The organism is Leucobacter sp. CX87 (genome assembly GCF_018682295.1).
In the GTDB taxonomy this organism is placed as follows: Bacteria; Actinomycetota; Actinomycetes; order Actinomycetales; family Microbacteriaceae; genus Cx-87.
This window is the reverse complement of record NZ_JAFIRI010000006.1, coordinates 273970-297817: the sequence shown is the minus strand read 5'-3', so window position 1 is coordinate 297817 and position 23848 is coordinate 273970. Positions and strand designations below refer to the sequence as shown.

At 71.0% G+C, this 23848-nt stretch carries 27 protein-coding genes and 1 riboswitch; of the genes, 8 read left to right on the top strand and 19 right to left on the bottom strand.

Features of this window, described 5'->3' with window-relative positions; translation table 11 throughout:
* Positions 1 to 13 precede the first annotated feature (13 nt).
* From KOE53_RS10600 to KOE53_RS10575, 6 genes are all read right to left on the bottom strand, one after another.
* Positions 14 to 859 carry an ATP-binding cassette domain-containing protein gene (locus tag KOE53_RS10600; RefSeq protein WP_188058445.1) on the bottom strand — a complete coding sequence of 282 codons (846 nt, stop codon included), beginning with the start codon at positions 857 to 859 and terminating at the stop codon, positions 14 to 16.
* The gene (locus tag KOE53_RS10595; protein WP_188058444.1) at positions 856 to 1662 is read right to left on the bottom strand and encodes an ATP-binding cassette domain-containing protein; all 807 of its coding nucleotides are present in this window, start codon (positions 1660 to 1662) and stop codon (positions 856 to 858) included. The genes KOE53_RS10600 and KOE53_RS10595 overlap by 4 nt, the downstream gene beginning before the upstream one ends.
* Positions 1659 to 2621, bottom strand: a complete 963-nt coding sequence (locus tag KOE53_RS10590; RefSeq protein ID WP_241095544.1) for an ABC transporter permease — start codon at positions 2619 to 2621, stop codon at positions 1659 to 1661. The genes KOE53_RS10595 and KOE53_RS10590 overlap by 4 nt, the downstream gene beginning before the upstream one ends.
* On the bottom strand, positions 2618 to 3571 hold the full coding sequence (locus KOE53_RS10585; protein WP_188044621.1) for an ABC transporter permease: 954 nt from the start codon (positions 3569 to 3571) through the stop codon (positions 2618 to 2620). The genes KOE53_RS10590 and KOE53_RS10585 overlap by 4 nt, the downstream gene beginning before the upstream one ends.
* Entirely contained in the window at positions 3568 to 5118 is a 1551-nt protein-coding gene (locus KOE53_RS10580; protein WP_353055636.1) for an ABC transporter substrate-binding protein, read from the bottom strand. Before KOE53_RS10580 ends, KOE53_RS10585 begins: the two co-directional genes overlap by 4 nt.
* Before the next feature lie 173 nt (positions 5119 to 5291).
* The gene (locus KOE53_RS10575; RefSeq protein ID WP_188058443.1) at positions 5292 to 6275 is read right to left on the bottom strand and encodes an alpha/beta hydrolase; all 984 of its coding nucleotides are present in this window, start codon (positions 6273 to 6275) and stop codon (positions 5292 to 5294) included.
* An 81-nt stretch (positions 6276 to 6356) separates the two neighbouring features.
* Here KOE53_RS10575 and KOE53_RS10570 point away from each other — a divergent pair, with 81 nt between their 5' ends.
* Positions 6357 to 6803 carry a hypothetical protein gene (locus tag KOE53_RS10570; RefSeq protein ID WP_188058442.1) on the top strand — a complete coding sequence of 149 codons (447 nt, stop codon included), beginning with the start codon at positions 6357 to 6359 and terminating at the stop codon, positions 6801 to 6803.
* On the opposite strand, the gene KOE53_RS10565 is transcribed toward KOE53_RS10570, so the two are convergent.
* The 3 genes from KOE53_RS10565 to KOE53_RS10555 form a co-directional block, all read right to left on the bottom strand.
* Complete coding sequence (locus tag KOE53_RS10565) at positions 6800 to 7180, bottom strand: Fe-S oxidoreductase (protein WP_188058441.1); 381 nt, start codon at positions 7178 to 7180, stop codon at positions 6800 to 6802. The genes KOE53_RS10570 and KOE53_RS10565 overlap by 4 nt on opposite strands.
* Positions 7181 to 7200: 20 nt before the next feature.
* The gene (locus KOE53_RS10560; protein WP_188044617.1) at positions 7201 to 8061 is read right to left on the bottom strand and encodes an arginase family protein; all 861 of its coding nucleotides are present in this window, start codon (positions 8059 to 8061) and stop codon (positions 7201 to 7203) included.
* A gap of 94 nt (positions 8062 to 8155) precedes the next feature.
* On the bottom strand, positions 8156 to 8992 hold the full coding sequence (locus KOE53_RS10555; RefSeq protein WP_188058440.1) for a DUF3097 domain-containing protein: 837 nt from the start codon (positions 8990 to 8992) through the stop codon (positions 8156 to 8158).
* A gap of 122 nt (positions 8993 to 9114) precedes the next feature.
* Here KOE53_RS10555 and KOE53_RS10550 point away from each other — a divergent pair, with 122 nt between their 5' ends.
* Together KOE53_RS10550 and KOE53_RS10545 are read left to right on the top strand one after the other, a co-directional pair.
* Complete coding sequence (locus KOE53_RS10550; RefSeq protein WP_188058439.1) at positions 9115 to 10446, top strand: MFS transporter; 1332 nt, start codon at positions 9115 to 9117, stop codon at positions 10444 to 10446.
* Positions 10447 to 10499: 53 nt separating this feature from the next.
* A complete protein-coding gene (locus KOE53_RS10545) occupies positions 10500 to 11621 on the top strand; it encodes an enoyl-CoA hydratase/isomerase family protein (protein WP_188058438.1) in 1122 nt (373 codons plus the stop codon).
* A 9-nt stretch (positions 11622 to 11630) separates the two neighbouring features.
* Here KOE53_RS10545 and KOE53_RS10540 read toward each other — a convergent pair whose 3' ends face one another.
* The 6 genes from KOE53_RS10540 to KOE53_RS10515 all read right to left on the bottom strand — a co-directional run bounded on the left by KOE53_RS10540 (position 11631) and on the right by KOE53_RS10515 (position 15478).
* Positions 11631 to 12491 (bottom strand): metal ABC transporter permease, encoded by an 861-nt coding sequence (locus tag KOE53_RS10540; RefSeq protein ID WP_188044614.1) that lies wholly within the window; start codon positions 12489 to 12491, stop codon positions 11631 to 11633.
* Entirely contained in the window at positions 12488 to 13285 is a 798-nt protein-coding gene (locus KOE53_RS10535) for a metal ABC transporter ATP-binding protein (protein ID WP_188058437.1), read from the bottom strand. The genes KOE53_RS10540 and KOE53_RS10535 overlap by 4 nt, the downstream gene beginning before the upstream one ends.
* Positions 13282 to 14238, bottom strand: a complete 957-nt coding sequence (locus tag KOE53_RS10530) for a metal ABC transporter substrate-binding protein (protein ID WP_215401697.1) — start codon at positions 14236 to 14238, stop codon at positions 13282 to 13284. Before KOE53_RS10530 ends, KOE53_RS10535 begins: the two co-directional genes overlap by 4 nt.
* A gap of 119 nt (positions 14239 to 14357) precedes the next feature.
* Positions 14358 to 14756 carry an NUDIX hydrolase gene (locus tag KOE53_RS10525; protein ID WP_188058435.1) on the bottom strand — a complete coding sequence of 133 codons (399 nt, stop codon included), beginning with the start codon at positions 14754 to 14756 and terminating at the stop codon, positions 14358 to 14360.
* Positions 14753 to 15157 carry a DMT family transporter gene (locus KOE53_RS10520; RefSeq protein WP_188058434.1) on the bottom strand — a complete coding sequence of 135 codons (405 nt, stop codon included), beginning with the start codon at positions 15155 to 15157 and terminating at the stop codon, positions 14753 to 14755. Before KOE53_RS10520 ends, KOE53_RS10525 begins: the two co-directional genes overlap by 4 nt.
* Positions 15158 to 15478 (bottom strand): DMT family transporter, encoded by a 321-nt coding sequence (locus tag KOE53_RS10515; protein WP_188044609.1) that lies wholly within the window; start codon positions 15476 to 15478, stop codon positions 15158 to 15160.
* 11 nt (positions 15479 to 15489) lie between these two features.
* Positions 15490 to 15555: riboswitch (guanidine-III (ykkC-III) riboswitch) on the bottom strand.
* A gap of 150 nt (positions 15556 to 15705) precedes the next feature.
* Here KOE53_RS10515 and KOE53_RS10510 point away from each other — a divergent pair.
* Positions 15706 to 16368: an asparagine synthase gene (locus tag KOE53_RS10510; RefSeq protein WP_188044608.1), complete on the top strand. Its 663-nt coding sequence runs from the start codon at positions 15706 to 15708 to the stop codon at positions 16366 to 16368.
* A gap of 4 nt (positions 16369 to 16372) precedes the next feature.
* Here the strand turns inward: KOE53_RS10510 and KOE53_RS10505 are convergent, their stop codons facing one another.
* Together KOE53_RS10505 and KOE53_RS10500 are read right to left on the bottom strand one after the other, a co-directional pair.
* Positions 16373 to 17029 carry a GntR family transcriptional regulator gene (locus tag KOE53_RS10505; RefSeq protein ID WP_188058433.1) on the bottom strand — a complete coding sequence of 219 codons (657 nt, stop codon included), beginning with the start codon at positions 17027 to 17029 and terminating at the stop codon, positions 16373 to 16375.
* On the bottom strand, positions 17026 to 17988 hold the full coding sequence (locus KOE53_RS10500) for a phosphotransferase (RefSeq protein WP_188058432.1): 963 nt from the start codon (positions 17986 to 17988) through the stop codon (positions 17026 to 17028). Before KOE53_RS10500 ends, KOE53_RS10505 begins: the two co-directional genes overlap by 4 nt.
* Positions 17989 to 18154: 166 nt before the next feature.
* Here KOE53_RS10500 and KOE53_RS10495 point away from each other — a divergent pair, with 166 nt between their 5' ends.
* Positions 18155 to 19543 carry an aspartate aminotransferase family protein gene (locus KOE53_RS10495; protein ID WP_251364288.1) on the top strand — a complete coding sequence of 463 codons (1389 nt, stop codon included), beginning with the start codon at positions 18155 to 18157 and terminating at the stop codon, positions 19541 to 19543.
* A gap of 60 nt (positions 19544 to 19603) precedes the next feature.
* Here KOE53_RS10495 and KOE53_RS10490 read toward each other — a convergent pair whose 3' ends face one another.
* Complete coding sequence (locus KOE53_RS10490) at positions 19604 to 19918, bottom strand: GNAT family N-acetyltransferase (protein WP_188044605.1); 315 nt, start codon at positions 19916 to 19918, stop codon at positions 19604 to 19606.
* A gap of 60 nt (positions 19919 to 19978) precedes the next feature.
* On the opposite strand from KOE53_RS10490, the gene KOE53_RS10485 reads away from it, so the two are divergent.
* From KOE53_RS10485 to KOE53_RS10475, 3 genes are read left to right on the top strand one after another with little or no spacing between them, the layout of a single operon-like run.
* Positions 19979 to 20491 carry a glutathione peroxidase gene (locus tag KOE53_RS10485; protein WP_188044604.1) on the top strand — a complete coding sequence of 171 codons (513 nt, stop codon included), beginning with the start codon at positions 19979 to 19981 and terminating at the stop codon, positions 20489 to 20491.
* A 53-nt stretch (positions 20492 to 20544) separates the two neighbouring features.
* Positions 20545 to 21147, top strand: a complete 603-nt coding sequence (locus KOE53_RS10480; protein WP_188058431.1) for a hypothetical protein — start codon at positions 20545 to 20547, stop codon at positions 21145 to 21147.
* Positions 21144 to 23033, top strand: a complete 1890-nt coding sequence (locus KOE53_RS10475) for an adenosylhomocysteinase (RefSeq protein ID WP_251364287.1) — start codon at positions 21144 to 21146, stop codon at positions 23031 to 23033. The genes KOE53_RS10480 and KOE53_RS10475 overlap by 4 nt, the downstream gene beginning before the upstream one ends.
* Here KOE53_RS10475 and KOE53_RS10470 read toward each other — a convergent pair.
* Positions 23006 to 23776: a phosphatase PAP2 family protein gene (locus KOE53_RS10470; RefSeq protein WP_188058430.1), complete on the bottom strand. Its 771-nt coding sequence runs from the start codon at positions 23774 to 23776 to the stop codon at positions 23006 to 23008. The two genes, KOE53_RS10475 and KOE53_RS10470, sit on opposite strands and share 28 nt — an antisense overlap.
* Positions 23777 to 23848: the final 72 nt, after the last annotated feature.

Genomic DNA, 23848 nt, shown 5'->3' with positions numbered 1-23848 from the left:
CAGTAGGTATTGGTCAGGGAGTGCGCCCGGGCAGGCGCGGGATCGCCGCAACGAGCGCGCGCGTGTAGGGCTCTCGAGGCGCGCCCAGGATCTGCTCGACGGGCCCCGATTCAATGACAACCCCGCGGTGCATCACGATGATGTGCTCGGCGAGGTCGGGCACGATCCCGAGGTCGTGTGTCACCGTGAGGAGGGTGAGGCCCAGCTCGGCGCGCAGCTCGGCGAGGAGCTCGAGAATGCGGCGGCGTACCAGAACGTCGAGGGCGCTGACGGGCTCATCTCCGACGAGTAGGTCGGGGCCGTGCACGAGCGCGCGGGCAAGCGCGATCCGCTGTCGCTGGCCCCCCGAGAACTCCGCGGGGTAGCGCTCGGCCGTGTCTTCGGGGAGATCGAGCCGGGCGAGCATCGCGCGCACGAGAGCCGCGTGGTCGCCCGGGGCACCGATCGCCTCGAGCGGCTCGGCGACCGTCTGGCCGATCGTGCGTCGGGGGTTGAGCGACGCGTACGGATCCTGGAAGACGATGCCCGTCCTGCTGCGCAGCCAGAGCAGGCGATCGGAGCGTTTCGCCACCACCTCGCGCCCGTCGAAGGCGACCGTGCCGGCCTCGGGCCGCTCGAGCCCGAGCAGCAGGCGCAGGAGCGTCGACTTGCCCGAGCCGGACTCGCCGACGATCGCGACGCCCGCGCCGCGCGGAATCTCGACGCTCACGCCATCGAGGGCGCGCACGCGGGGCGCCCGCCGAAAGAGCGCTCCGCCGTGGGCCTGATAGGTCTGCACGAGGTCGCGCCCCGACAACAGGACCGATCCCGCCGGTGCAAGGTCCGGTGCGGGTGTCGGCGCTGGTGCGGGGGCGGTCATGCGCGGTCCTCCGGGGTGACGACGTACGTCGGGTCCGCCGCCGCAATCAGCGCGCGCGTCACCGGGTGCTCGGGGGCCGCCAAGATAGCGGTGACTGCGCCGCGCTCGACGATGCGCCCCTCGTGCATCACGAGGACGTGGTCGGTCGCTTCGGAGATGACGGCCAGGTCGTGCGAAATGAAGAGCAGCGTGCGCCCCTCGCCGGCCGAGAGCTCGCGCAGCAGGGCGAGGATGCCGCGCTGCACGGTGACGTCGAGCGCGGTGGTCGGCTCGTCGGCGAGGAGGAGCCCGGGCCTGGCCGAGATAGCGGCGGCGATCGCCGCGCGCTGGCGCTGGCCGCCAGACACCTCGTGCGGGTAGGCCCGGATGATGCGCTCGGGGTCGTCAAGCCCGACGCGGGCGGCGAGCGAGCGCGCGGCGTCGGCGCGTTCAGCACGGCCGAGCTCATAGTGCTGGGCCAGGGCCTCGGTCATCTGCCGGCCGAGCCGGCGCATCGGGTTGAGCGCGGTGCGCGGCTCCTGGAACACCATGCCGATCAGGTCGCCGCGTACACCCGCGAGGTCGCGCTCGCTCATACCGACGAGTTCGACCTCGCCCAGCCGGATCGACCCGCCGACCTCGGCCTCCTCGGGCAGCAGCCCGGCGATGGCGAGCGCGGTGAGCGTCTTGCCCGACCCCGAGCCGCCGATGAGCCCAAGACGGCCGCCCGCGGGCAGAGAGAAGGTGATCTCGTGCAGCAGCGGCTGGCCGCCGATGGCCACCGAGAGGTTGGTGACGGTGAGGGAAAGCCCAGTGTCGCTCATGCGGCCGCCTTTCGCGCAGCGATCTTGCCGGCCTGGCCGCGCGCGCGGCGCAGCAGCGACGGGTCGAGGGCGTCGCGCAGGGCGTCGCCGAGCAGGTAGCAGGCGAGCACCACGAGGGTGATCGCGAGGCCCGGCCAGAGCACCGCCTCAGGGTGCACGCCGATGTAGCGCTGGGTCTCGGCGAGCATGCGGCCCCACGACGGCACCGACGGCGGGGCGCCGAAGCCGAGGTAGCTGAGCCCGGCCTCGGCGAGCACCGCGAGACCGACCGAGAGCGACAGCTGCACCGCGAGCACGGGGAACACGTTCGGCAGCAGGTGGCGGCGGAAGATCGCGGCCCGCGAGAGACCGGCGGCGCGGGCGGCGAGCACGAACTCGGCGCCGGCGACCTGCTGGAACTCGGCGCGCACGACGCGGCCGATCGCGACACCGTAGCCCACGCCCACGGCGGCGATGACGACGGGGATTCCGGCGCCGTAGACCGCGGCGAGCATCATCGCGAGCAGCAGGGTGGGGAAGGCGACGAGCACGTCGATGAGCACGGCGACGGGCTCGCGCACGGCCTTGGGGGTCAGCCCGCCGAGGGCGGCGAGCACGAGGCCGAGCAGCCCCGCGAGCACGCCGGTGCCGAGCGCGACGAGCACGGTGATGCGGCTGCCGGCCAACAGGCGCGAGGCGATGTCGCGGCCGCTGCCGTCGGTGCCGAGCGGGTGCTCCCACGACGGTCCCTGCCACAGCCGGTAGGCGTCGGCGTGGTTCGGGTCGTGCGGCAGCCAGACGAGCGAGACGAGGGCGGCGAGCACCACGAGCGACAGGATCACGACGGCGGCCGCGCCGCCCGGCTGGGCGAGCACGCGGCGGAACGGCCCGAGGCCGCCTGCGCGGCTGGGATCGAGGCGGGTCCCCGCGGATCCTGCGGGGGCGGCGGCGCGCGCGCCCTCGAAGTGCGGCGCGCTCACGAGGTCGCGTTTCTGAGCCGGGGGTCGATTGCGCGGTGCACGACGTCGACCAGGGCCCCGATGGCGAGCACGACGCCGGTGAGCACGAGGAGTGTGCTCTGCACCTTGACGAGGTCGCGATTGCCGACGTCCGAGACGAGCATGCGCCCAAGGCCGGGCAGGCTGAACAGCTGCTCGACGACGACGGCGCCCACGAGCAGGCCGGCGACCTGGATGCCCAGCATCGACACGATGGAGAGGCCGACGCCCGGCAGGCCGTGCGAGATAAGCGCGCGCACCCGGGTGAGGCCCTGTGCCCGGGCGGTGCGCACGTGCTCGGCCCCGAGCGCGTCGAGGGTCGCGCTGCGCACGAAGCGGAACAGGATCGCGCCCTCGATCAGTCCGATGGTCAGGATCGGCAGCACGAGCGAGCGCAGCGCCTGAGCGGGATCGTCCCAGCCGTCGCGCGGGAAGCCCTGCGCGGGTAGCCAGCCGAGCCAGGTGGAGAACAACACGATGCCGAGCAGGCCCGCCCAGACGACGGGTACCGCCGCGGCGACGACGCTGAGCGCCGAGATGAGACGGCCGGTGACGCGCCCGTGGCGCAGCGCGGCGAGCACGCCGAACGGGAAGGCCAACAGCAGCGCGAAGACCAGCGAGCCGATCGTGAGCGGGATGGTGACCTGCGCCTTCTCGAGCAGCTCGCCGCCGATGGGGGTGCCCGTCACGATCGAGGTGCCAATGTCGCCCTGCAGTACCCCGCCGATCCAGTCGAGGTACTGCAGGGGCAACGGATGGTCGAGCCCCAGCTGTGCGCGCAGCTCAGCGATGCGCTCGGGTGTTGCCTGCGTGCCCGCGATCACCTGCGCCACGTCGCCCGGAAGCAGGCGAAGCGTGACGAAGATGATCAGGCTCGCCAGGGTCCAGCCGAGCACCAGCGTCAGCGCGCGGACTACGAGGAAACGGGTCACTTCTTGATTGTGACGCCTTCGAGGTTGATTCGCGAGTTGGTGTTGCTCTCGGGGAAGCCGAGAACGTGCGTGCCGACCGCGTTGGAGGGGGTGTAGTTGTAGACCCACTTGGCCGGGGCGTCGTCCGCGACGATGCGCGCGGCCTCGGCGATGAGCTCGTCCGCGGCCTTCGGGTCGAGCGAGTTGATCGACTCCTGCATCAGGCGCGTGACCTCGGGGTTCTGGTAGCCGAAGTAGTACTCGGGGTTCGCGTAGTTGGCGAAGTCCCGCGGTTCGGCGTGGTCGACGTAGCTGAGATCGAAGTCGTGGTTCGTGTACACATCCTCGAGCCAGGTCGGGAACTCGACGCTGTTCACCTTGAGGCTGACGCCCACGTCGGCGAACTGGGTGACGAGGAGGTCCAGCACGGTCGTGCCGTAGAAGTTCGGCACGGTGAGCGTGAGGCTCAGGTTCTGCTGCCCGGCCTCGGCGAGCAGCGCACGCGCGGCCTCGGGGTCGTACGCATTCACGGCGGTGAGGTCCTCGTAGCCGGGCTCGATCTCGGTGATGGGGCCGCCGAGGGGCAGGCCGTCACCGTTCAGCAGCTCGATCACGGCGTCCGAGTCGATCGCCATGCTCAGCGCCGCACGCACGCGCGGGTCGCTCAGCGGCTCGCGCGCGCTGTTGTAGGCGAGGGTGAACACGTCGGTGCTCGCGGCGCGCACGAGGGTGAAGTCCTCGTTGCCGTCGTACTCGGGGAGCAAGTCAGAGAGCACGGCGGTCTGCACGTCCAGCTCGCCCTCGAGCGCGGCGTTGACCGCGGCCTTGCCGTCCGGGATGTAGCGGAAGATCGCGCGGTCGAGGGTCGCGGGCTCGCCCCAGTACGTCGCGTTCTTCGCGAGGGTGATGCTGTCGCCCTGCTTCCAGCGCTCGAGCGTGTACGGGCCCGTGCCATTGGCGGTGTTGTTCAGGTCGTTGGTGGCGGCGGCTTCAAGGATGAGGCCCTCGCGGCCCGCGAGGCGCCAGAGCAGCTGGCTGTCCGGCTCGGGCAGCACGACGGTGACGGTCGCGGCGTCCGGGGCGGACACGACGGCGGTATCGCCGAGCGTGGAGCTCAGCGAGGCGACCACGTCGTCCGCGGTGAGCTTTGCACCCGAGTGGAACGTGACGTCGTCGCGCAGCGTGAAGGTGTAGGTGAGCCCGTCGTCACTCGTCTCGACGGCGTCGGCGAGCACCGGCTCGACGTCGAGCGTGCCCGACTTGAGGCCGACGAGGCCCTGGTAGACGTTGTCGACGAGGACCTGGTCGAGCGCGACGCCCGCGGTCTCGCGGACGTTCAGGTTCGTCGGCTCGAGCAGCAGGCCGACCGTGAGCTCTGACTTCGCGTCAGCCCCCGTGGTCCCGGCCGGGCGGCTCACGGCAAAGCCGATCGCGACGGCGACGGCCGCGACGACCACGATGGCGGCGCCAATGATCAGCGGGCGCTTCGACTTGGTGCGCTTGCGGTAGGCCGTCTGCGACGACTGCGGCTCGGGCGTCTGGTCGACGCCGGCGAGGGGATCGGTCACGGTGTGCTCCTTGGGTGGCGCGCGTCGACCGTTCAGAGGACGGCCGCGCACAGGTCAATTGAACTGGCGGACGGAGCGCAGCGTTGCGCGGACGTCGGATTCGATAGCGTACGCCCGGCGCGCGGCGCTGCGCCAGCGGGACCGACACTCGTTGTCACACTGTGACCCCGGTGTTACCGGTCCGTGACTTGCTGTGCGATTCCGGTGAGCAGGCGAGCGAGCCCGACCGGATCCTGCTCGTGGACGTTGTGCCCCGTGTCGAGGTCGAAATCTGCCGCCCGGGGGAGGCGCCTGCGCCACTCGGCGAGCATCGCGTCCGAGACCATGCCCGTGGTGCCGCGAATGAGGGAGACGGGGGCCGCGAACTCTTCGAGCGGCGCCCAGAGGCCCGCGTAGGGCTGGGTGGGGTCGGCGGGAGTGCTGCCAGCCTCCCGGGCGGCATTCGCGGCGGCCTCGACCTCCGCCGGGTTGTTGGGATCCGGGAGCAGGTGCGCAAAGTGGTGCGTCCACTCGAGCTTGCCATCCGCGCGCAGCCGGGTGTTCAGGGCGACCCCGCGCGTGAGCGCCGTGCGGTCCGAGCCGATGCCGAACTGGACCGCGCGGTCGACAATCTCGTCGATCGTGTTGAAGGCGCGCTGCCCGGCGATGAACTCGGTGATGCCGGCCGCGTCTGACGCCGGCGTCACGCCGGGGGTGAGGTCCACGATGACGAGGCTCCTGACCGCGTCGGGGCGAAGCGCCGCGACGACGATCGAGGTGAGGGCGCCAAGCGAGTGCCCGACGAGCGCGACGGGGCCAGACGCCAGCGCGTCGAGTGCCACGACGATGTCCTGGGCGAGCAGATCGGGGCGGTAGTTCGCGTCCGTTCGCCAGTCCGAGCGGCCGTGACCCGCGAGGTCGATCGCGAGCGCCGGGCGGCCGAGCGCGAGCGCCGTCGGGTCGAAGGAGTGCGCGTTGAGTCCCATCCCGTGCAGCAGGACGAACTCGGGCGCCTCGTGCTCGTCGCCGTACCGCAGCGCGCTGAGCTGGCGGCCGTCCGGCAACGGGACGCTCACGCGGCGCACCTCAGGCAGGGGGCCCGAGAGGCCGACACCCGCGGCATCGCTCGCGAGGAAGCGGAACTCGTTCGTGGAATCGTCTGCGACATCGAAACTCATGCGTGCAGCCTATGCGGGCTCGGTGCCCCAGGGAACTCCCAGTGGCGAGGTAAGGGCAGCCTCACCTATACTGAAGCGGATATGACTGCATCAGTTCGACGTTTGCGCCGCGTGCGCACCAGAGCGATTCCGTCGTACCTGGTGGTCGCGCAGAGCGCCGACCTCGATGATCTTCGCCTGACCCTTGCGATGCTGCCGATCTGTGCGCACGGCCGGGTCATTGTGGTCGCCGAGCCGGGGGAGCAGATCGCCCCGCTCGCGCTGCCCTCGCGCATGAGTGTGACGGTCCGGGTGCGCCGCGCCGAGCAGGGGGCGGCTGCGGCCGCACTCCAGACGGTGCACGCCTGGGCAAGCGAGATGCTCTGCGATAGCGAGCGCGACGACCCGTCCGAGCCACGCGTCGTCGCCTGGGTCGCCGGGTCGGACGCGGCATTCATCGACGAGCTGGGCCACCTGCTCTGTGAGGGCCACGGCCTGCCGGGAACGGCGCTGCGTACCGGCGCGGGGTTTGGCGCCGCGCGCGCTTAGCGCTTCGTGACCGGCACACCTCGCCGCACGTACCCACCCTTTTCGAGCCCGGCCTCAATCTCGAAGCGGTTCTTCAGCGGGTCGCGGCCGGCAAACCAGTACAGGATCGGCATGGCCATCCCGTACCGCCGCCACTGCTGGCGATGCACCTCTTCGTGCTCGAGCACATCCGGGGTGACGTTCTGGTCGGTGAGGTAGCACGCGCCGACGCAGTTGCCCCCGCGGCCGAACGCCCACTTCGGGAGGCCACGGAAGACGAAGAGCCTCCCGTGTCGTTCGATCCTGCCGGTACTCAGGAGCGAACCCCACACCAGCCCCACGAGGGTCGCGTACCAGTAGCCCAGGATGGCGCCGGGGAGCGGGCGTGATTCGGCCACGCGGCGCGGTTCTTCGTGCGTCACGCGGCGCGGCCGTGCTTCGCGGTGCCCGAGGTGAGCGCGCTGAGAAGGCGCAGCACGGTCGGAATGTCGTCGGCTGCCTCTTCCTCGCTTGCCGGGGCGAACTCGCAGATCGCGGCGCCCGCGAGTGGCAGCACGCTGACAGCCTCGCTGATCGCGGCGGTGAGCTGTGCGAGCGTGAGCCCGAACGGCACGGGGGAGTGCACGCCGGTGATTTCGGACGGGTCGAGCACGTCGAGGCCGATGTGCACGTACAGGTGAGTGGCGCCCATGGAGCGCAGCCGCTCGCCCAAGCGGCTCGGCAGTTCGGGCTCGACGTGGTCGACGGGCGAGATGCCACGGACGTCGAGCTCGTGCTGCTCGTCCTCGTCGACCTGGCGCGTGCCGAGCAGCGCCACGAGCGAGGCGGGCAGCGGAGCGGCAAAGTGCAGCTCGCTCACCCCGTCGCCCATCGCGGTGCGCAGCGCCATCGGCGAGACCGCCCCCGACGGCGAGGTGCTGGGGTGCTGGAAGTCGGCGTGGGCGTCGCACCACAGCACGGCGACGCGCTCGGCGCCGTGGCGCGCCATCGCGTGCTCGAGGCCGGGGAGGGAGGACGCGCTGTCGCCGCCGAGCGTGATCGCGGGCGAGACGAGCGAGCGCAGTACCTCACTCGCCGAGGCGCGGGCTTGCAGCAGGCTGCTCAGGCGAAGCGCCGGGGTGCCGAGCGAGTCACCCGCCTCGAGCGGCACGGCCACCTCGTGCAGGGCGGAGGCGGGCAGGTCGCCGCGGAGGGCGTTCGCGCCGTCGACGATGCGCATGGCCCGCGACGACGAAGATCCCTGCCACTGCGGCATCAGGAGGAAAACCGGTCCAGGCATTCATCACTTCCGAGAACACTCAATGGGCGTAGCGTCTGCGGCGCCCTCTGGTCTCATCGTACGCCGCAGAAGCTGTTCGGCGGCGGAGAGTCCGCTACTGCGGCGGCAGCGTCACGAAGTCGATGAGTTCCTCGACCCTGCCGACCAGGCTCGGCTCGAGGTCGCGGAAGCTGCGCACCCGACCCCGGATGCGCTGCCACGCCTGCGCGATGTCGGCCTGCTCGTCCGCCGGCCACCCGAGCGCGAGGCAGATGCCCTTCTTCCACTCGATGTCGCGGGGGATCACGGGCCACTGGACGAGCCCGACTCGCTCGGGCTTCACCGCTTGCCAGATGTCCACGTAGGGGTGGCCGACGACGTGCACGGTGCCGCGGTACGGGGCGATCGCCGCGGTGGTGAGCCGGGTCTCCTTGCTGCCCGCGACGAGGTGGTCCACCAAGACGCCGGCGCGGCGATTTGGCCCCGGGCCGAACTCGCGCAGCACGTCGGCCAGGTGGTCGACGCCCTGCAGCATTTCGACGACGACGCCCTCGACGCGGAGGTCGTCACCCCAGACCTGCTCGATGAGCTCGGCGTCGTGCTTGCCCTCCACGAAAATGCGGCTCGGCATCGCGACCTTCGCGCGCTCCTGCGCGACCGCGAACGACCCCGATGCCGTGCGCTTGCGCGCGGCGGGGGCGGCCTTCGGCATCTGCAGCGCCACCGACTTGCCGTCGATGAGGAACCCGTCGGTCAGCGCGAACGTGCGCACCTTGCCGCGGTAGTCCTCGAGGTCGACAAAGCCCTGCCGGGCCGCGACGACCGCGCCGCAGAACTCGGACTCGGTGTGCTCGATCACGAGTCCGCGTGCGAGCACCACGGGGGTGCGCTCCGTCGGCCCGCGTCGCGTCTTGAAGCCCGCCAGCACATCGTTTCCGTAGCGATCATCCATCACCCATCCAGGCTAGCGCCGGGCACCGCGAGGTCTCGCCCGGCACGCGGCGCGGGCGGGTGTCGAGCGGCAGGATCCTGCCCGTGGGGCGAACGCGCGGAGTTTGCGGCAGACTGGGGCGAATGAGTGGGGAACCCGGCGCAGCCGACGACGCAGCCAATCGATCGCGTCGCGGCTTCTTCGCAGACCTCACGCCCCTGCGCACGAGCCCCGCGTTCGCTCGGCTCTGGGCGGGATCGTCGATCGCCGGCATCGGCGCGCAGGTGACCGTCGTCACCGTCGGTCTACACATCTATCACCTCACTCAGTCGACGCTCGCCGTGGCGCTGGTCGCGCTCTGGGCGATCGGGCCGATGATCGTCGCCGGCCTATACGGCGGCATGCTCGCCGACGTGTTCGACCGCCGCAAGCTCGCACTCTTCACCGCGATCGCGGCCTGGGGGTCGGTCGGCACGATGACGGTGATCGCCTTCCTCGACGTGCAGGTGACCTGGCCGTACTACGCGCTCGCCGCAGTGAACGCGTCTGCCGCGACGATCCTGGGGGCGACCCGATCCGCCATCCTGCCCCGCATCCTGCCGCTCCAACTGCTGCCGGCCGCTGCGGCCCTCAGTGGTATCGGGCACGGCTTCGCGGTCACGCTGGGCCCCGCCATTGCCGGACTGTCCGTGGCGGGGGTCGGCTACGCCTGGACGTACTTGATCGACGTATTGCTGTTCTCCGCCGCGTTCCTCGGGATTGCGTCGCTGCCGGCCATCGAGCCCGAGGGGAACGCCGCACGGCCAGGGCTCGGCTCGCTCGTCGAGGGCTGGAACTTCCTCCGAGCTGCCCCCAATATCCGGGCCACGTTCCTGTTCGACATCGTCGCCATGACGCTCGGCCAGCCGCGGGTCGTGTTCCCCGCGGCGGGCGCCCTCGTGCTGGGCGGAGGCGCGGTCACCGTCGGTCTGCTCACCGCGTCTTATGCGATCGGCTCGCTCCTGTGCGGGGTGTTCTCAGGACGGCTCGGCGGGGTGCAACGGCAGGGCCGAGCAGTCACCCAGGCGATCGCAGCGTACGGCGTTGCGATCGCCGGATTTGGGGCGGTGCTGGGCAGCGCAATGCTGTTCGGCCACCTGGGCGAGGGGGAGGCGGTCCGCATTCTCCCGCTCGCGCTCGCCTGCCTCGCGCTCGCGTCGGCCGGCGCCGCGGACGAGGTGAGCGCCGTGTTCCGCAGCACCATCTTGCAGGCCGCCGCCCCGGACGACATGCGCGGACGCCTTCAGGGGATCTTCTTCGTCGTGGTTGCGGGCGGCCCCCGGGTCGGCGACCTCTACGCCGGACTGCTCGCCACCGCGGTCGCGCTGTGGGCGCCGCCGCTGATCGGCGGGCTCGCGATCGTCGCACTCATGCTGGTGCTCGCCCGCTCGTATCGCAGCTTCCTCGCCTACGACGCTCGGCACCCGCAGCCCTAGCCGCCGGGCGCGCGAGTACCGGGTAGCGTGGAGGTACCCGCGAGAGGATCTCAATGACGACGCACGCCGCAGCCGCATCGAATGCCGCCGAACCATCGAATACCCCGACCGCCGCCGAGGCGCCCGTCCTGGTGAGCCGCACGGGCGCGCTCACCCGGATCACGCTGAACCGGCCGGCCGTCATCAACGCGCTGACGGTGCCGATGCTGCACTCGATCACCGCCGGGCTCACGGCGGCCCAGGCCGACGGCAGCTCGGCGATCCTGCTGGATGGCGCGGGGGAGCGCGGGTTCTGCGGCGGCGGGGACATCAAGCGCATGGCGGGGGACGGGCCGGCGCTCGCGGAAGAGTTCCTCCGCACCGAGTACCGCACCGACTATGCGGTGCATGTCTCGCCGGTGCCCGTGGTCGGCGTCATGGACGGGATCACGATGGGCGGCGGCATCGGGCTCACCGGGCACGCCGCCATCCGGATTGTCACCGAGCGCAGCCGCCTCGCGATGCCTGAGGTGCGCATCGGCATCGTGCCCGACGTCGGCGGGCACCGCCTGCTCGCGCGCGCACCAGGACGGCTCGGCGAGCTGCTCGCGATCACCGCGGGGTCGATGACCGCGGGCGACGCGCTCGCGCTCGGCTTCGCGGACTACTTTGTGCCGAGCACCCGGATCGGTCAGCTGAGCCAGCGGCTCGCGGCCGGGGACGACCCCGCGCTCGCCGTGGAGGCGCTCGCCGAACCGGCGCCGGAGTCGATGCTCCTGCGGGCGCGGGAGTGGTTTGATCCGATTGCGGACGAGGCGCTGGCCGACGAGCACCGGGCGCCGGTCGAGGCCGCGGTGCTGCTCCTGCGGGCGCTCGAACGGGGCGGTGAGGCGGCGCGAGAGACCGCGCGGACGGTGCGGCTCATGTGCCCGACCGCGGTGGTCGTGACGATCGCCCAGCTGCGGCACACGCGCGACGAGGGGCTGACGCTCGCGGAGGTGCTCGACGACGACCTGCGCCTGCTGCCCCGGCTGATGCAGCGGGACGACTTCCTCGAGGGGGTGCGTGCCGCGGTGATCGATAAGGACGGACAACCGGGCTGGAAGCCGGCCCGCATCGAGGACGTGAGCGAGGACCGCGTGGCGCGGATCCTGGCCCCGGCAGACCCGGGTTCGGCGCGCTTCAGACTGGTCTAGAACGCACGGCTAGACCGCGATCGCGGCCCGCTGGCGGGCGCGCGCCCGAACGGATCGGCTCACCGCGCGGCCGCCGATCACGAGCAGAAAAGCGATGCCCTGCGCGAGCACGATCGCGCCGCCGGGCGCCGTGTTCGTGAAGTAGCTGACCGTAAGCCCCACGACGCCGCAGATCGCCGCGAACAGCGGCGCGACGACCAGCCGCACCGCGAACCGGTCGGTGAGCAGCTGCGCCGTCGCGCCGGGAATGATGAGCATCGCCACGACGAGCACCACGCCGACCACCTGGAGCGCCACGACGGCGGTGAGTGCGAGGAGGGCGAGCAGCACGGTGCCGAGCAGCTTGGGGCGCAGCCCGATGGCGTGCGCGTGGGTGGGGTCGAACGCGAAGAGCGTGAAGTCCCGGCGCTTCAGCAGGAGCACCGCCGCGACGAACGCCGCGATCCCGAGCACCTGCCAGAGCTCGGACGGGCCGACCCCGAGCAGGTTGCCGAAGATGATGTGCGTGAGGTCCGTCTGGCTCGGCACTACGGAGATGAGCACGATGCCGAGCGCGAACAGCGTCGTGAACACGATCCCGATCGCGGCGTCCTCTTTGATCGGCGTGCGCGACTGCACGGCGCCGATGAGGCCGACCGAGAGAAACCCGAAGACCACCGCGCCGAGCGCGAATGGTGCGCCGACCATGTAGGCGAGCACGACCCCCGGAAGCACGGCGTGCGAGACCGCGTCGCCCATGAGCGACCAGCCGATCAGCACGAGCCAGCATGAGAGCAGCGCGCAGACCACCGAGGCGGCGAGCGTCGCGACGAGCGCGCGTTGCATGAACTCGTAGGAATATGGCTCGAGCAGGAACTCCATCGCGGTCATCGCTCGCCCCGTTCGCTTCCGGCCAACACGTCGATCCCGAACGCCCGGGCCAGCGGGCCCGGGGCCAGTACCTCTTCCGGCGAGCCGTGCGCGAGCACGCTTCGCAGGATGAGCGCGGCCTCGTCGGCGAGGCCCGGCAGCGCCTGCAGGTCGTGGGTCGAGACGAGCACCGTGACCCCGCTCGCGGCCAGGGCGCGCAGCTCGCGGGTGATGGTCGCCTCGCTGCGCTTGTCGACGCCCGCGAAGGGCTCGTCGAGCAGCAGGATCCTGGCCTCCTGTGCGATCGCGCGGGCGAGGAAGGCGCGCTTGCGCTGGCCCCCGGAGAGCCGGCCCAACTGCCGGTCCGCGAAGTCGGTGAGTTCGACGCGGGCGAGCGCGTCGGCCACCGCGGCCTTGTCGGCCCGGCCCGGACGGCGGGTGAAACCGAGCTGCCCGTATCGCCCCATCAGGGTCACGTCGCGCACCGAGACGGGGAAGGTCGTGTCGACAGATTCACTTTGAGGTACATAGCCGAGCGTCCCGGCGCGGCGGGCCACGACGGGCGGTTCGCCGAACAGCCTGACACTGCCGTGCGCGGGCGTGACGAGCCCCATGATCGCCGAGAAGAGGGTGGACTTCCCGGCCCCGTTCGCGCCGACGAGTGCGCAGATGCGGCCGGGCTGCACCGTCAGCGTCGCGCGTTCGAGCGCCGCGATCGTGCCGTTCGCCCCGCCCGGGTAGTGCACGGAGAGCTCTTGGATGTCGATCGCGGGTGGGCCTGTAGGCGCCACCCGTGCGGGGGAGTCGTGGCTCATGGGGCGGTTCCTTCCGATGGGGAGGCGGTGCGGTTCGTGCTCAGCCCGGTCGCGATCGTGTCGAGGTTCACCCGGAGCAGCGAGAGGTAGTCGGGCACGGGCCCGTCGGGTGCGGACAGCGAGTCGACGTACAGGGTGCCGCCGAACGCTGCGCCGGTGTCGTCGGCGAGCTGGCGCATCGCCCGGTCAGAGACCGTGGACTCGCAGAACACCGCGGGGACGTCTTGGGCGCGCACCGCATCGATGACGGCGGCCATGCGTCGCGCGGTGATCTGTTGCTCAGCGTTCACCGGCCAGAGGTAGTGCTCGGAGAGGCCGAGGTCGCGGGCGAGGTAGCTGAACGCGCCCTCGCAGGTGACGAGGGTGCGGTCGGTGGCGGGGAGCGCGTCGATGCGCCCCTGGGCATCGGCGAACACCGACTCGATCTTCGCACGGTAGGCGTCACCGTTGGCGCGGTAGTCGGCGGCGTGCGCCGGGTCGAGCTCGCTGAACGCGTCGACGATGTTCTCGACGTAGTGCTCGGCGTTCTCCGGCGACATCCAGGCGTGCGGGTTGATGTGCCCAGCTGCCTCGCCGCCCGCGATCGCGATCGGCTCGATGCCCGCCGAGAGCACGGCGTGCGGCGCGCCGGAGTCGCGCACGAACTGCGCGAACCAGGCCTCGAGGCCGAGGCCGTTGTCGAGGATGAGATCTGCCTCGCTCGCCCGGGCCACGTCGGCCGGGGTGGGCTCGTACCCGTGAATCTCGGCGCCCACGCGGGTCAGTGATTCCACGCGCAGGTGGGGCCCAGCGACCTCGCTCGCGAGGTCGGCGAGCACGGTAAACGTGGCAAGGATGACGGGGCGATCGTCGCCTGGCGTCGCCGTCGGCGTGCCCGCGGGGGACGGGGCGCACGCCGAAAGCAGCAGGGCGGCCGTCGCCGTCGCCGCGCTCCACCAGGCACGTTGTCTCATGGCGTCAACCATAATGTTTGCGTAGTACTTGCGCAAATGTTCGGTGCTCCGAACATTTAAGTTAAGACCGATTCGGCGGGTGCGCCGAATGGCGCTGTTCCCCGGAAACCCGGGGAACGCTAGTCGATCAGCCCCAGCGCCGCGAGCCGGTCGAGCACCTCGTGCCCGGCGGGCGGGCAGCGGTCGCGATCGGCGGTGCCCGCCCAGTGCACCGCACTCACCTCGGCGGACGGCTCCGGCTCGTCGGGCGAGGACGCGGCGAACACCCGCATGCGCACGAGCCGGCCATCGGGCTCGCCGTGCGCCTGCGTGACGACGGTGAAGAGCTCGTCGAGCTGCGCGGGGTCGAGGCGCAGCGCGACCTCCTCGAAGGCCTCGCGCGCGGCGGCCTCGGCCCCGCTCTCGCCGGGGTCAATCTTGCCGCCGGGCATATACCAGACGTCACGCCCGCGGGCGGTCACCATGAGCACGCGGCGATCGCGGATCAGCGCAATGGCCGAGACGAGGAGGTCGTTCATGCGCCCGCATCACTGCTGGGGGTGCTCGCGCGGGCAGGATCCTGCCCGGACGTTTCGGGGGCTGCCTGCTCGGCCGCCGGCTTGCCCGCGGGAGCAAACTTGAGCCCGATCACGCAGGCGATGATGCCCGCGAGAAAGACGAGCTTGAGGGGCGACGGCTCTTCCGAGCCCGTGAGCATCGAAGCGGTCACCGTGAGGGCTGCCCCGACGCCGACCCACACCGTGTAGGCGACGCTCGTGGGGATGCCCTTCATGGCATAGCCGAGCCCGATCATGCTGAGCGTCACAGCGACCGCGAACACGATCGTCGGAACGGGGCGCGAGAAGCCGTCGGACTCGCTGAGCGCGATCGCCCAGACAGCTTCGAGTACGGAGCTGATGAGGAGGATGAGCCAGTACATCTAGCTCACCGCCTTCAGCCCGGCGACGCAGGCGATCAGGCCGACCAGGAGCACGACGCGCAGCAGCGTCGCGCGCTCGGCCCCGCTGATGATCGCCCAGGCCGAGGTCAGTACGGCTCCGATGCCCACCCAGACCGCGTACGCCGTCCCCACGGGGAGCTCGCGAAGCGCGTAGGCGAGACCCGCCATGCTCACCACGATCGACACGACGAAGGTGACCGTCGGCCACAATTTCTTCAGGCCGTTGCTGCGCGACAGCGCAGTGGCCCATACGGCTTCGAGAACGCCGCTTCCAATCAGTACTACCCACGCGAGCGTCACGGGAGTCTCTTCCTGGCAGTCTTGTCGCTGTGCGGGTACTGCTCCCTCGTCCGCCGCCGGCGAGTATCTCGCGGGCACTGAGTTCTATCTTGGCAGTCCGATCTGTGCACGTCCTGCGCAATGTTCCCCGTGCGCGTGTGTACGTGCGAGATACTAGGGAGGTACTTCGCGTTCCTCGGGTCGCACCGGCCCCGAGATCTCGTGATCATTCACATCAAGGGGGCACCATGTTTGGTCGACGCAAGCGCCGGCGCCCAGGTGGGCGATCTCTCCGCGGTATTCCGCGCAAGGTCCTCGCCCCCGTTGAAGAGATCGTCGAGCAGGGCCTGTTGGTCGCCGACGTCGCCGTCCGCATGAATGTCAAGAACGCGATCATCATGAACGCGCTGCGCCGCGACGTCGACTACGACGAAGAGATGATTCGCGACCTTGCCCGCACCGCGCTCACCGAGCTCGCGGACGAGCGGGAGCGTGACGCGAAACACATCCGCCGCATGCGCGACGAGATCCGCGACTACGGGCGCAGTGCCTGGAGCGAGTCTGAGTACAGCAACGACGACAATCGGACGCTGCGCCACCGCCAAGAGGTCTACGAGACCCTCGCCAAGGAACTGCGCGAGCGCGCGGCGAACGACGAGTATCTGAACGAGAGCACGAAGCGTGCGCGCGACGCGGCCTGGGAAGAGATCGGCGATTCACTCAAGGTGCGCGCTGCGCACCCCTACTACGGCGGCGGCCGCGACGAGGAGTACAAGCAGGAGCGCGAGGGCCGCATAGCGCAGCTGATCTCGCAGGACCTCACCCGGCTCATGGAGGAGAAGACCGCCAGCGAGTCAGGCGGCAAGCGCGGGCTGTTCCGCCGCAAGGACGAACCAGCGCGCGAGGGCTAAGGCGTCACCGGGGTGATGCGACCGTACTGAGCCGGATCAGCCGTGCCTCGTTCTCCGCGATGTGCGCGAGCACCTCGCGCCGGGCCAGCGTCGAGTTCCTGGCGACGATCGCATCCGCAATGCTGCGGTGGTCCGCGAGCGCCTCGCTCACGCCGACCGCGGACTCGACCTCGTCGCGGTGCAGCAGGCGAATCGCGTAGACCATCTCGACCGAGAGGTTCGCGAAGAACGCGTCGATACGGGGGCTCCCGAGCAGCGCGATGACCGACGCGTGAAACTCCACGTCGGCGAACGCATGAGCCGGGGAGTCCTGGCCCGTGCGCGCGGCGGCCTCGAGCCGGGCGTACGCGTCGCGCACGTTGTCGAGGAGCTCCTGCGGCGCCGTTCTGCACGCCCGGGCGCCCTGCGCTTCGAGCGTGCGGCGCACTCGGTACAGGTCTTGCACGTCGAGCCGGGTGAAGCTGCGCACGCTCGCGCCGCGATTGCGCTCGTGTCGCACGATGCCCTCGTGGCCGAGGGTCATGAGGGCCTCGCGGGCGGTGCGGCGTGAGCACCCGAAAGCTTCGGCCACGGCGACCTCGCGCAGCGGCGACCCCGGGGCGATCTCGAGCGCGAGGATGCGGGTGCGGAGCGCCTGGGCAATCTGGGCGGGGGAGTTCATGCCCGGAGCCAGTCGGCGAGTACGCGGAAGGCCGCGAGGGAGCCGTTCGAGCGGGCGCCGGCGTACGCCCCGCGGTTGCTCTGCATGCGCGCCTGCCAGACGACGGTGTTGAGCGCGAGGCGCACCGTCGCGATTGCGGGGAACGCGCGGCGCTCGGCGTCGGTGAAGGGGATCTCGGACTCCCAGCCCTCGGCGACGCCGAGGACGGCGCGCACCGGGTCGGCGCTATTGCGCGCCAGATACCCGGCCGCGATCGCGGGCTCGGCGACCCGCCACCCGACGAGCATGTCGTCGAAGTCGATGATGGCGGCGACCTCGCCGGCCGCGGTGGCGAGGACGTTCGAGTCGTGGAGATCCTGGTGGACGAGCGCGAGGGGCAGCTCGTCCGCGACCGGCGCGATCAGCTGCTCGTGCACGGCGAGCGCGGCCTCGCCCACCGCGAGGATTTCTGCGTCGTCGATCAGTGGGAGGTGCTCGGCGATGACGGCCGCGCTCTCGCGTGAGTCCCAGGTGTGCGTAATCTCGTGCGGCGGGCGGGGCATCTCGAGCAGATCGTGCTGCAGCCGTGCGGCGACCCGGCCGAGGGTGACGCCGAAGGTGTCCGGGACGACGATGGCGCCGTAGGGGGCGGCGTCGACCCAGTCCATCGCGAGCACCTGCACCGGCGTTCCCTCGTGGGTGGCAGCGGCGATCAGCCCGCCGTCGAGGGCCTGGCGTAGGGCGGGGACCGGGTGGCCCCGACGGGTGAGTTCGTCCGAGACGAGTGCGCGCCAGCGTTGCACGGGGGCTTCACTTGGGCTCGAGCCCTGCATTTTGACCGCGAGGCGTCCCTCGGAGCTCTGCGCGGCGAACGTGCTGGCGAGCTCGCTGCCCAGCGGGCGCATCGACTCGGCGGCGATGCCGTGCGTGCCCCGCAGGATCGCCGTGGCCTCGGCGGGGGTCAGGGTGAGCTCGATCATGTGTCTCCTGTGCGTGGCATAGTTCTCGATGTCGCCGAAATATTGCGAAAGCTGAGCCTGATTCTAGGGGAAGGTCATGTATATTGGTGAACAATCTGAGATTCGCGGCCCTGCCGGGGGCGGGCCACCGCGGACCCACACCGAGCGACGAGGCGGGACTATCACGATGACGCAGCACGAGGACGCACCCACGCACGTCGCGGCAGACAGCGGGGCCGAACGCTCGCTGATGGTGAACGCGTTCTCGCGCGAGCACGCGACGAACCTCGATCCGGCCATGGCCGCGTTGCTCGATCGCCGCGAGCGGGTGCTCGGCGCGGCGAACCGGCTGTTCTACTCCGAGCCGCTGCACCTCGTGCGTGGCGAGGGGTCCCATCTCTTCGACGCACAGGGGCGGGACTATCTCGACGCGTACAACAACGTCCCCGCCGTCGGGCACAGCAACCCCCGGGTGCAGGCGGCGGTCGCCCGGCAGCTCGGCGAGCTGAATACGCACACCCGCTACCTCACGGACGCGGTCGTGGAGTATGCCGAGCGCCTCACGGAGAAGTTCCCGGACCCCCTCACCCAGGTCATGTACGCCTGCACGGGCAGCGAGGCGGTCGATCTCGCGCTGCGGATCGTCCGTCACGCCACCGGTGGTCAGGGCATCATCGTGACCCGCAACGCCTACCACGGCACGACCGCTGCGGTCGCGGAGATTTCCCCGAGCCTCGGGGCGAACAACCGGATCCCCGAGACCGTCGCGCTCGTCGACGCCCCCGACTCGGTGCGCGGCCCGGGTGGGGAGGCTGCGCTCCAGCGGTGGGTGAGCGACATCGAGCGCGCGATCGCCGGCTTTGCCGAGCGTGGCATCCCGTTCGCGGGCATGATCGTGGACTCGGTGCTCTCGAGCGACGGCCTGCGGCTGGATCCTGCCGGTTTCCTCGCCCGCGCCGCGGCCACCGTTCGTGCGGCGGGTGGCCTGTACATCGCCGACGAGGTGCAGCCGGGATTCGGGCGCACGGGCGAGTGGTGGGGTTTCAGCCGCCACGGCTTCGTTCCCGACCTCGTGGTGCTGGGCAAGCCCATGGGTAACGGCGTGCCGATCTCGGCTGTCGTGGGCTCGCGCGCGCTGTTCGACGCGTTCGGGCAGAGCACGCGCTACTTCAACACGTTCGCCGGAAACCCGGTCAGCATCGCTGCGGCCACCGCCGTGCTCGACGAGATCGAGGATCGCGCGCTGCTCGTGCACTCCGCGACAACCGGCGCCCGGCTGCTGGCCGGCATCACCGAGATCAGCGACGCGCAGGCCCAGCGATCGGGGCGCCGCACGGTCGCCGAGAACCGCGGCGCCGGGCTCTTTCTCAGCGTCGAGTACGTGCTGCCCGGGGGCGACGAGCCGGACGCATCGACGGCGCTCGCCGTCGTCGGCGCGCTGCGGGAGCGACGCATCCTCGTGAGTGCATCGGGCACCTATGAAAACGTTCTCAAGATTCGCCCGCCGCTGGTGTTCAGCGACGCGGATGTTGCTCGGTTCCTCGACGGATTCGACGCAGTCACGCGAACGCTCTAGCCTGGGGTCAGTCGCGCACTCAGCGTCGAGTGGCGAAGGAGTTCGTGCGGGCTCGCCTGATTAGGCGGGCCCCGCGAGCTCCGGGTGTTTTTCCAACATGCCGGCGACGAACCAGCAGGATGCCTGCAACGGTTTTCCGTACACCGTCTCGTCGGCGAGCGCGTGCCGCACGAGCAACGCAGAGAGCCCGGTGCCGCGCAGCGACGGGTCGACCACCGTGTGATCGAAGTCGAAGCCGCCGTTCGCAAGGGGCGAGTAATGCGCCTCGCCAACCTCGACGCCCTGGGCAGTGAGGACGAAGCGCTGCCGCTCGGGCTCGTGCGTGATCAGATATCCGGCCTCGCGGGCCGCCGTTTCATCGGTGAATCGTGCCATGTCGCTGAGTCTACGCCGGGGATCCTGGATCGCCCGGGCCCGCGGGCATAGTCTGAAGTCATGTCGATCAGAGATACTCCCGTGACCCTGCCCAACGGAGAAACCCGCCGATTCGGGGACATCGCGCCGGGCGCCGCCCTGGTCGTGAACGTCGCCTCCAAGTGTGGCTTCACCCCGCAATACGCCGGGCTTGAGGAATTGTCCGAGAAGTATGGGCCGCAGGGGCTGACCGTCGTCGGGATGCCGTGCAACCAGTTCCTGCGCCAGGAGCCGGGCAGCGACGCCGATATCGCCGAGTTCTGCCAGCTGAACTTCGGGGTGACCTTCCCGCTGCTTGCCAAGGGCAAGGTCAACGGTCGCGGTCGTGCGCCCCTGTTCGATGCGCTCCGCCGCGCGAAGGACGCGAACGGCGTCGCGGGCGTCGTGCGTTGGAACTTCGAGAAGTTCCTCGTGTGGCCGGACCCGGCAGGCAACGGCGAGCCCCGCATCGTACGCTTCCGCTCGACGACCGAACCCGATTCGGACGAGATCGTCGCCGCGGTTGAGGCAGCCCTGAGCTCGGTCTCGGCCTGATCGACCGGCCGCTCGCACGGTCCTCGCGTCGAGGGCGGCTACACTTCAGGAACGTGTCTGCCCTGCGATTTCCTGCCCCGCGACGAGCGTTCGCCCTCGCGCTGATCGTCGTCTGCGCGCCGATGTTGATGACCGCGTGCGCGCCAGAACCCGAGCCGGAACCGGTGCAGCTCAGCATCAGCGAGGCGGGTGGCGCGTATCTCGATGCCGTGTGCCCCGTCAACGATTCCTGGGACGAGCTCGACCTCGCGGTCGATCAGGTGCGCCTCGCGCTGGACGCGGGAGAAGTATCGCCGGCGGCCGAGGCGGCGCTCTCGGAAGCGCTCGACGACCTGGGATCTGCGAGCATACGTGCGGCGCGGGAGCTCGAGGACCCCGACCAGGTGTGGCCGGCGGGCTCTGCCCGCCTGGTGGCTCAGGTCGCCGAGTCGCTTCGCGCCGATGGCGCCGAGGCTGCGCGGGCGCTGAAGCTGACCCCGGCAAAGGCCGCAAAGCTGAGCTGGCCCGACGTCGCCGAGTCGGCCGAGACCGCGGCGGCCGCGCGCGCCGCGCTCGGCTTGCCCGCAGACAGTGCCGCGGCGTGTGCCGAACGGCCACGCCCTGAGCCCACTCCGGCAGAAGAGACCACCAAGCCCGGCGAGGGAGCCAAGCCATGACCCATCGTGAGACAACTCATTCCGCGTCCGGCGCTCCCGTTGAGCTCGCCCCAGAACTGGCCGCCGAGCGCGCGCTCAGGCTGGCGGCGGGCTGCGGCAACGGGCTTCTGTCCGGCGCGGTCGTGGAGATTCTGGCCGGTGAGGCCCTCTCCACGGTGCTGCGCTCGGCGCTCTCCCGAATGGGGGCGCGCCTGCTGGGCACAGGCGGCTCCCTCGCGCGGGGCCCGGCCGACTACGTCTTCGTCGACGGCGAGATCCGCGAGCCCGAGCTGGCCGTGCTCATGGGGGAGCGTCTGCGCGACGTCACCCGCCTGCCCGCGATCTTCGTTTGCCTGGGCGAGAGCCCCGACCTCGACGCGCTCGAGTCGGCGCTCGGCTCGCTCTCGGTGACGAGCGGGGCAGAGCTGCCCGCGGACGCCACGCGCTCCCGGGCGCTGCGCTGGCGCCGCCGCGAGCCGCGCGCGCAGGTTGCGGAGTTCCGGCTGGACGGTCGGGCCGTTGCCCTCGCGATCCCGGCGAGCGAACTGACCGTGCCCGACGCGCGCACCCGCATCTCCGAATCGGCCGCCCGTATTGAGTGGGCGGGGCGCGGCATGCCGGCGACGGCGGGGCTTGCGCGTTCCCTCGCCGAGACAGGCGCGATCCGGGGCACCCGCGTCGGCGTCAGCCTGGTGCTCGAGCCCAAGACCGCGGCCCTCGCGATCGCCCTGCGCGATGCCGGCGCGGAGGTGGCCGTGTTCTCAGCCGACGGCGAGACCGACCCCGCGGTCGCGACCGCGCTCGCCGAGCTCGGCGTCGAGGTCTTCGCCCCGAAGCTCGGCCTCGATCCCGTTCCTGCCGACCAGGACGGCGCGGACGCCGACACTCTGGCCCTCGACGCGGCGCACGCGGCCGGGATCTTGGACTGGGCCCCCGAGCTCTTGATCGACGACGGCTCGCACCTCGTCCGCCTGGCACACACCGAGCGCCCCGGCGCGCTCGAGAGGCTCCGTGCCGCGAGCGAGGAGACGACGAGCGGGGTGCGTCCGCTGATCGAGATGGCCGCCGAGGGGGCGCTCTGCATCCCGGTGATCGCCGTCAACGACGCCCGCACGAAGTCCGAGTTCGACAACCGCATCGGGACGGGTCAGTCCTGCGTGTTCGCCATCGCCGATCTGCTCGACTCCGCCGCGCGTCCGGGGCACGACGCTGCCGGCGCGGGAGCGACCGGGATCGGGGGGACGCGCTGGGTCGTCGTCGGTTATGGCCCGGTCGGGGCGGGAGTTGCCCGCTTTGCCGCGGCGCTCGGGGCGAAGATCACCGTGGTCGAGCGCGACCCCGTCCGGGCGTTGCAGGCGCTCCACGACGGGTTTGAGGCGAGCACGCTCGCCTCGGCCCTGCCCATCGCGGACGTCGCCGTGAGCGCGACGGGCGTCTGGCACACGCTGAGCGGCGACGACCTCGCGCGACTTCGGCCGGGTGCCGCGGTCGCGGTGGCCGGAGGGATCGACGACGAGCTCGCGCTCGACGAGCTGCGCGAACGCGGCTGGCAGGCCGAGCACCACGGCCCGCACCTTGCCACCTGGCGCGCGCCGGGGGAAGCCGGAGGCCCACTCGTGCTGGCGGACGGCGCCGGGGTGAACTACACCGCGGGCGAGGGAAATCCCATCGAGGTCATGGACCTTTCGTTCGCGACGCAGCTCAGCTCGCTCGGCAGGATCGCCGAGGGGCTGGACGCGGTCGGCGTGCACGTGCTCGACGCCGCGGCGGAGCGCCGGGTCGCCGCCGCCGCCCTTCAGGCGCACGGCGGCGAGGTGGATCCGCTGGGGTCGGGGCCGGTCCGCCCGGGGGGAGCGGCCCAGCACTGGACCGCTCACCGCTACCGCGCGACGGACTCCCGGGGCTGATCCGCGCGCACCCGGCGAAACAGCGGCTTGCCTCGATCGCGATCGAGCAGGCGCCAGAAGAGCCACCAGAGCAGCAGCGTCGCTGAGGCGCCGCCGATCACCCCGACAATCGCGTCCGAGATCCAGTGGGCGTTGACGAAGGTGCGCTGCCAGATCATGCCGATCGCGAGCACCGCGCCGACAATCCACCAGATTTTGCGGGCCGCGACGGGCAGGATCGCGGCGATCGCGACGACCAGGATGCCGACGCTCACGCCGTGCCCCGAGGGAAACGAGCCGTGGTCGACGGGGATGAGCGGGCCGGACAGGCCGAGTGCCGCATCTGCGGCGGGGCGTGGCCGATCGACGAGATTCTTGACCACCTGCGAGACGACGATGCTGACGCCGAACTCTGCGGCGAGCACGAACAGTGCCGACCGCCAGCGACGGATGATGAACAGCCAGCCGGGAATCACGATGACCATGAGCACGGCCCCTCCGATCTGGCCGATCTCCTGGAACAGCATCACGATCGGGTTCTGAATCTGCGCCTCGTTGGTCGCGCCGACGAGCGCCCGCCACCAGTCGTCGAGGGGCTGGGTGAACGGGTGCTCGACGTTCGCCGCGACGGCGAAGCCGAACGCGGTGAACACCAGCATGCCGAGGAGCCCGGTGGCCAGTGGCCAGGAGGGGCGGCGCGTTTTCCCTGCGCGGGCCGGTGGTGCCGAGGTCGTGACGGGAGCGGTGCCTGGATCCATGACCATGAGGGTCCTTTCGTAGCTTCGACGGTGAAGCGTTGGGCGGAATTGTGAAAACCTTACAATGTACGGTTTCTT

What these genes read in the sequence shown, in the direction of transcription:
- KOE53_RS10600 (WP_188058445.1), bottom strand. Translation starts at nt 859, where the DNA reads ATGACCGCCCCCGCACCAGCGCCGACACCCGCACCGGACCTTGCACCG.
- KOE53_RS10595 (WP_188058444.1), bottom strand. Translation starts at nt 1,662, where the DNA reads ATGAGCGACACTGGGCTTTCCCTCACCGTCACCAACCTCTCGGTGGCC.
- KOE53_RS10575 (WP_188058443.1), bottom strand. Translation starts at nt 6,275, where the DNA reads ATGAGTTTCGATGTCGCAGACGATTCCACGAACGAGTTCCGCTTCCTC.
- KOE53_RS10570 (WP_188058442.1), top strand. Translation starts at nt 6,357, where the DNA reads ATGACTGCATCAGTTCGACGTTTGCGCCGCGTGCGCACCAGAGCGATT.
- KOE53_RS10560 (WP_188044617.1), bottom strand. Translation starts at nt 8,061, where the DNA reads ATGCCTGGACCGGTTTTCCTCCTGATGCCGCAGTGGCAGGGATCTTCG.
- KOE53_RS10555 (WP_188058440.1), bottom strand. Translation starts at nt 8,992, where the DNA reads ATGGATGATCGCTACGGAAACGATGTGCTGGCGGGCTTCAAGACGCGA.
- KOE53_RS10550 (WP_188058439.1), top strand. Translation starts at nt 9,115, where the DNA reads ATGAGTGGGGAACCCGGCGCAGCCGACGACGCAGCCAATCGATCGCGT.
- KOE53_RS10545 (WP_188058438.1), top strand. Translation starts at nt 10,500, where the DNA reads ATGACGACGCACGCCGCAGCCGCATCGAATGCCGCCGAACCATCGAAT.
- KOE53_RS10540 (WP_188044614.1), bottom strand. Translation starts at nt 12,491, where the DNA reads ATGACCGCGATGGAGTTCCTGCTCGAGCCATATTCCTACGAGTTCATG.
- KOE53_RS10535 (WP_188058437.1), bottom strand. Translation starts at nt 13,285, where the DNA reads ATGAGCCACGACTCCCCCGCACGGGTGGCGCCTACAGGCCCACCCGCG.
- KOE53_RS10530 (WP_215401697.1), bottom strand. Translation starts at nt 14,238, where the DNA reads ATGAGACAACGTGCCTGGTGGAGCGCGGCGACGGCGACGGCCGCCCTG.
- KOE53_RS10525 (WP_188058435.1), bottom strand. Translation starts at nt 14,756, where the DNA reads ATGAACGACCTCCTCGTCTCGGCCATTGCGCTGATCCGCGATCGCCGC.
- KOE53_RS10520 (WP_188058434.1), bottom strand. Translation starts at nt 15,157, where the DNA reads ATGTACTGGCTCATCCTCCTCATCAGCTCCGTACTCGAAGCTGTCTGG.
- KOE53_RS10510 (WP_188044608.1), top strand. Translation starts at nt 15,706, where the DNA reads ATGTTTGGTCGACGCAAGCGCCGGCGCCCAGGTGGGCGATCTCTCCGC.
- KOE53_RS10505 (WP_188058433.1), bottom strand. Translation starts at nt 17,029, where the DNA reads ATGAACTCCCCCGCCCAGATTGCCCAGGCGCTCCGCACCCGCATCCTC.
- KOE53_RS10500 (WP_188058432.1), bottom strand. Translation starts at nt 17,988, where the DNA reads ATGATCGAGCTCACCCTGACCCCCGCCGAGGCCACGGCGATCCTGCGG.
- KOE53_RS10495 (WP_251364288.1), top strand. Translation starts at nt 18,155, where the DNA reads ATGACGCAGCACGAGGACGCACCCACGCACGTCGCGGCAGACAGCGGG.
- KOE53_RS10490 (WP_188044605.1), bottom strand. Translation starts at nt 19,918, where the DNA reads ATGGCACGATTCACCGATGAAACGGCGGCCCGCGAGGCCGGATATCTG.
- KOE53_RS10485 (WP_188044604.1), top strand. Translation starts at nt 19,979, where the DNA reads ATGTCGATCAGAGATACTCCCGTGACCCTGCCCAACGGAGAAACCCGC.
- KOE53_RS10475 (WP_251364287.1), top strand. Translation starts at nt 21,144, where the DNA reads ATGACCCATCGTGAGACAACTCATTCCGCGTCCGGCGCTCCCGTTGAG.
- KOE53_RS10470 (WP_188058430.1), bottom strand. Translation starts at nt 23,776, where the DNA reads ATGGTCATGGATCCAGGCACCGCTCCCGTCACGACCTCGGCACCACCG.